Raw genomic sequence first — 4,964 nt, forward strand, 5'->3', positions numbered from 1 at the left:
CTTCTAGAACGAGAACGGGACCCTCGACGGACTCGGCGTACTCCACGACGTCGCGGGTGACGCGATGGAATACATCGTCTATCTGGTTCCACAGGTCGTCCCCGAAGGACTCCGCGATACGTTCGCTTCCGCGCGTCTGGAGCCGTTTCGTGGCGGTAAAGTAGCTCTTCCGGAGTTGACGAACCGACTTCCCTTCGTCGGCCCATAGTTCAGGAGCGGTCGGAGAACCGTGGTCGTCGCGGTGACACACCGTGACGAGTGACGCTTCCCCAATATCGACACCGATGGGTGTCCGTTCTTCGCCGGACACCTCGGAACCTCCCTCCACGTCGCGGGTGGCGGTGACGTGGAGGAACCACGTTCCGTCCCGCTCGAACAGCCGACTCTCGCCCATTTCCGCATCTCCCGCGTTCAACGCTTCTAACCAGTCCCGTTGGTCGGGATTCGGTTGTGCTGGCATCCAGAGGTGGTAGTCCTCGTGGTGCGGGATTTTGACGTACCACTCGATCGCGTTCTCGGACTTGTGGTCAAGCCGTAGTCCGTCGTTGGTGAACCGAACAGGGTGATCGTCGTGAAGTTCGCCCGCGTTGTAGGTCGTCGTGAGTTGCGGGACGTACTTCTTGAGTGCGTTCTTCGCGTACCCACTCAGGTCGTAGTTGACCACAATGTCGTTCGCTTCGGTCTGTGTGGTACATCGGGCGTCGAAGGCCTCGTGAAGCGCCTTGTCTTTAGACGGCTGGTCCTCGGACTACGCCAGACCTGTCCTCGCCGAAAGATAACTCACAAGATCCCACCTCAGCGGTGCGGTGCTGTAGGAATCCTCTGCTTCAGCACGGGGAGGGTGTCAAATCCGCAATTTCTCAGTGCAGATCGCTCATCAAGAACGCTGTTCAGGCATTAGTTCTGGCTTTCGCGCTGGAAGAATGCGATCGCTGCGCCAAGAAGCGTGAGGTTCTGTAAAAACGAGGTCAGTTCCTCACCGCGCGCCTCATCGTCGGCGGCCCAGAAATCGTGCATCACGGGAGTGACGCCAATGAAGAACGCTGCGACACTGGCCGCCGAGAGCTTAGGTAACTTCCGAGTCGCCATACCGAGGCCGCCACCGAGGAGGAGAGCACTGGCTGCGGGAACCGACTTCTCTGCGAACGGGACACCCTTGGCGTCCGCGTACGCGATGCGACCATCAAGATCTTCGAAGTTCCGAAGCGCCAGTACTGCAAGCCCACTTCCAAAAAGAAGGCGACCAGCAAGTGACGACGCACTCGTGTCTACCGTATCAGTTTCAGACATCATCTAAAGAACGTGAGTCAGTAGTTTAACCCCGACGCTTGTACCACGGCATCGCCACCGTTTGTGCTAACAGGAGACACAATCGTTACTCATCGTTCTTGTCAGCTCAGATCGCACTCTCTGTCGACTGGCTGTTTCAGATGTGCTCGTCAGCTCCGGTGGGTTAAAATCGCCGCCCGAAGAAAGGGTGGCCGATGCAGACGCGCCGGACTCTGTTGGCATCGGGCATCGCTGGCGTCACCGGACTCGCCGGATGTACCGGCTCGGCGCCGACAGCAGGAGACGGGAGCGCCGAATCGGGCGGCGACGACGCCGATACGGCCGACAGCGACGCAGACGCGAGTGGCGACGACGGCGTCGACGCCGACGACACGGACGAGAGCGCCGAGACGAGGCTCGGCTTCGTCGGCGATCTGATGCTCGGCCGGAGCGTCAACGAGCGGTGGACCGACGACGACCCGGAGAAGGTCTGGGGGTCGACGCTCTCGCGATTGCAGGAGCTCGACGGGCTGATCGGAAATCTGGAGTGTTGCATCTCCGATCGCGGGACGCGCTGGCCGGATAAGGGGTACTACTTCCGGTCGGACCCAGACTTCGCGGTTCCGGCGTTGGAGGGCGCGGGCGCTTCGTTCGTCTCGCTCGCGAACAACCACATCCTCGACTACAGCGAACCCGCGCTCCGGGACACCGGCTCCCACCTGACCGACGCGGGAATCGCGCACGCCGGCGCCGGTACGGATCGGGACGCGGCGCTCGAACCCGCCGCGTTCGAGGCCGACGGCCTGACCGTCGCGGCGTTCGGTCTCACCGATCAGGCTGAGGAGTTCGCGGCCTCGGAGTCGGCGCCGGGGACCGCCTTCGCGACGCTCGATCCGGCGAGGCCCGCGACGCGCTCGCTCGTCGACGGAATCCTCGACCGGGCGGCCGACCACGAACCGGACCTCGTCGTCGCGTCGCTTCACTGGGGGCCGAACTGGGAGACTGAGCCGCGACCGGTCCACGAGCGGTTCGGTCGCTGGCTGGTCGATCAGGGCGTCGACGTGGTCCACGGACACAGCGCCCACGTCCTTCAGGGCGTCGAGGTGTACGAGGGGCGCCCGATCATCTACGACGCGGCGGACTTCGTCGACGACTACATCAGCTATCAGGACCGCCAAGGCGTCCGCAACAAGCGGACCGCGCTCTTCGAACTGGTCGTGCGCGACGGCGACCCCGACGAGCTGATCGCCGAGCCGACCGCGATCGTCGACGAGGCGGCGACGATGGCGGACGACGACGTTGCCGAGTGGGTGAGCGAGACCATCGCGGAGCGCTCCGCGGCGTTCGACACCGAGAGCCGGCGTGACGACGGTCGGGTGGTGTTTCCGCTGGACGGGGAGTGAGGTCCGCGGCGCCGAAATCCCCCGAGACTCCGGCTTCGGCTTGCGATTCCCGAGGCGGCTGCTGGTGTCCAAACGCTATTGAGTTGCAGTCGACAACGGCGACCGTGACGAACACCAACCGCGAGTGGCTACTCGCCGAGCGCCCCGACGGCGAACCCGACATGGACAGCTTCGAACTGCGGGAGACGGACGTGCCCGCTCCCGCTCCGGGCGAACTCCTCGTCCGAACGCGATATCTCTCGGTCGATCCGTACATGCGCGGTCGGATGCGCGACGCCGAGTCGTACGCGGAGCCGTGGGACGTGGGCGACGCGCTCAAAGGCGGTGTCGTCGGCGAAGTGGTCGAGAGCGAGAGCGACGCCTACGCCGAAGGCGACCTCGTGACGGGCGAGGGGCGATGGGCCGACTACGCGACGCTCGACGCCGACGACGTCGCGCCGGTCGATCCGTCGGTCGCCGATCCGGAGGCGTATCTCGGCGTGCTCGGGATGCCCGGCCGGACGGCCTACTTCGGCCTGCTGGAGGTCGGCGAGCCGAAGCCCGGCGACACGGTCGTGGTCTCGGGCGCCGCGGGCGCGGTCGGCTCGGTCGTCGGCCAGATCGCGAAGCGCAACGGCTGCCGCGTCGTCGGCTTCGCCGGCAGCGACGAGAAGACGGAGTGGCTCACCGACGAGTTGGGCTTCGACGCCGCGATCAACTACAAGACCACCGACGACTACCGCGACGCGCTCGACGACGCCGCCCCCGACGGCGTGGACGTGTACTTCGACAACGTCGGCGGCCCCATCACGGACGCCGTGTTCACTAAACTGAACCTCGACGCGCGGGTCGCGGTCTGCGGACAGATCGCCCACTACAACGACGAGACGGTCCCGACGGGGCCGCGGAAGCTCCCGGCGCTGATCCCGGTGCGAGCCAAAGTCGAGGGGCTGCTCGTCGGCGACTTCGCGACACGGTTCGGCGAGGCGAGCGAGCGGCTCGGGCGCTGGGTCGCGAGCGGCGAGCTGCAACACCGGGAGACGGTCGTCGAGGGGTTGGAGAACGCCCCCGACGCCTTCCTCGGGCTCTTCGCCGGCGACAACATCGGGAAGCAGGTGGTTCGGGTGGCGGCGGCGGACGACGCCTAGCGCGCCGCCGAGACGCACGGCCCGTCCCCGCTCGATCGGGCCCGCGACCGTTCAGGCGACGCTGTGCTCGGAGTGCGTCTCGCCGCGTTCGAACCGGTCGCCCGAGAGCGGCGAGATGTCGAGCAGATCCGTCTCCCCGTCGGCGGCGAGATCGGCGCCGATCCGCCCGGCGGCCGGCGCGTGCTGGAACCCGTGGCCCGAGAAGCCGGCGACGGTCACCAGGCCGGGAATCGTCTCCTCGACGATCGGGTGGTGATCGGGCGTGACCGCGTACAGTCCGGCCCAGCCGCGCTTGATCCGCGTGTCGGGCCCGAAATACGCGGTGTACTCGGCGGCGCGCTCGACGGCGCGTGCCGCCCACGCGATGTCCATCCCCTCGTCGTAGGCGTCCGGGTCCTGGTCGGGGTCGGTGTCGCCGAAGTGGCCGCCGATGAGCGCCACCCCGTCCCGCTCGGGGCGGAAGTACGACCCGGTTTCGAGGTCGATCGTCAGCGGGGCCGACTCGGGGACCGGCGGGGTCGGGTCGACCACGGCTATCTGCCGGCGCCGAGGCGCGATCGGGAGGTCGACGCCGGCCATCTCGGCGATCGCGGGGGCCCACGCGCCCGCGACGTTGACGACGCAGTCGACCTCGCGCCGCTCGGACGGCTCGGACGACCCCGTGCCGACCGCTCGGAGGTCCGCGCCGACGACGCGGTCGCCCTCGCGGTGGAGCTCCGTGACGGCGGTCTTCGTCCGGATGTCGACGCCCGACTCGCGGGCCGCCTCGGCGTATCCCTGGACGGCGAGGTTCGGGTCGGCGATCCCGTCGTCGGGGTTGTACGTCGCCGCGACGAACGGCTCCGGGTCGAGGCCCGGACAGTGCTCCGTCGCCTCCGCGGGCGTGAGCAGCTCGCTCTCCGCGCCGAGGTCGCGCTGTAGCTCGACGTTTTGGCGGAACTGCTCGGCGGCGTCCGCCGTCCGGGCGAGGAACAGGTAGCCGTTCTTCCGGAGCCCGATGTCCACGCCGAACCGCTCGTCGAAGGAGTTCCACACCTCCTTGCTGGCGAGCGAGAGCTCGACGTTCACGCGCGAGGAGAACTGCGACCGGATCCCGCCGGCCGCGCGAGCGGTGCTGCCGGCGCCGAGGGAGCCCTTCTCGGCGAGCGTCACGTCCGCGCCGCGG

4 protein-coding genes and 1 pseudogene are annotated in these 4,964 nt (G+C 67.4%); 2 read left to right on the top strand and 3 right to left on the bottom strand.

The window, feature by feature from the left end; genetic code table 11:
- A pseudogene (locus DJ69_RS08950) lies at positions 1-721 on the bottom strand (RNA-guided endonuclease TnpB family protein); the annotation flags it as partial.
- 176 nt (positions 722-897) lie between these two features.
- A complete protein-coding gene (locus DJ69_RS08955; protein ID WP_099255297.1) occupies positions 898-1,290 on the bottom strand; it encodes a DoxX family membrane protein in 393 nt (130 codons plus the stop codon).
- Between the two features lie 194 nt (positions 1,291-1,484).
- Between DJ69_RS08955 and DJ69_RS08960 the strand changes: the two genes are divergently transcribed.
- Complete coding sequence (locus DJ69_RS08960; RefSeq protein WP_099255298.1) at positions 1,485-2,672, top strand: CapA family protein; 1,188 nt, start codon at positions 1,485-1,487, stop codon at positions 2,670-2,672.
- 104 nt (positions 2,673-2,776) lie between these two features.
- Positions 2,777-3,799: an NADP-dependent oxidoreductase gene (locus DJ69_RS08965; protein WP_099255299.1), complete on the top strand. Its 1,023-nt coding sequence runs from the start codon at positions 2,777-2,779 to the stop codon at positions 3,797-3,799.
- A gap of 51 nt (positions 3,800-3,850) precedes the next feature.
- Here the strand turns inward: DJ69_RS08965 and DJ69_RS08970 are convergent.
- On the bottom strand, positions 3,851-4,964 hold a 1,114-nt coding region (locus DJ69_RS08970; RefSeq protein ID WP_099255300.1), incomplete at its 5' end, for an NAD(P)/FAD-dependent oxidoreductase.

The sequence above is a fragment of the Halorubrum persicum genome (genome assembly GCF_002727125.1).
GTDB lineage: Archaea > Halobacteriota > Halobacteria > Halobacteriales > Haloferacaceae > Halorubrum > Halorubrum persicum.

What these genes read in the sequence shown, in the direction of transcription:
- DJ69_RS08955 (WP_099255297.1), bottom strand. Translation starts at nt 1,290, where the DNA reads ATGTCTGAAACTGATACGGTAGACACGAGTGCGTCGTCACTTGCTGGT.
- DJ69_RS08960 (WP_099255298.1), top strand. Translation starts at nt 1,485, where the DNA reads ATGCAGACGCGCCGGACTCTGTTGGCATCGGGCATCGCTGGCGTCACC.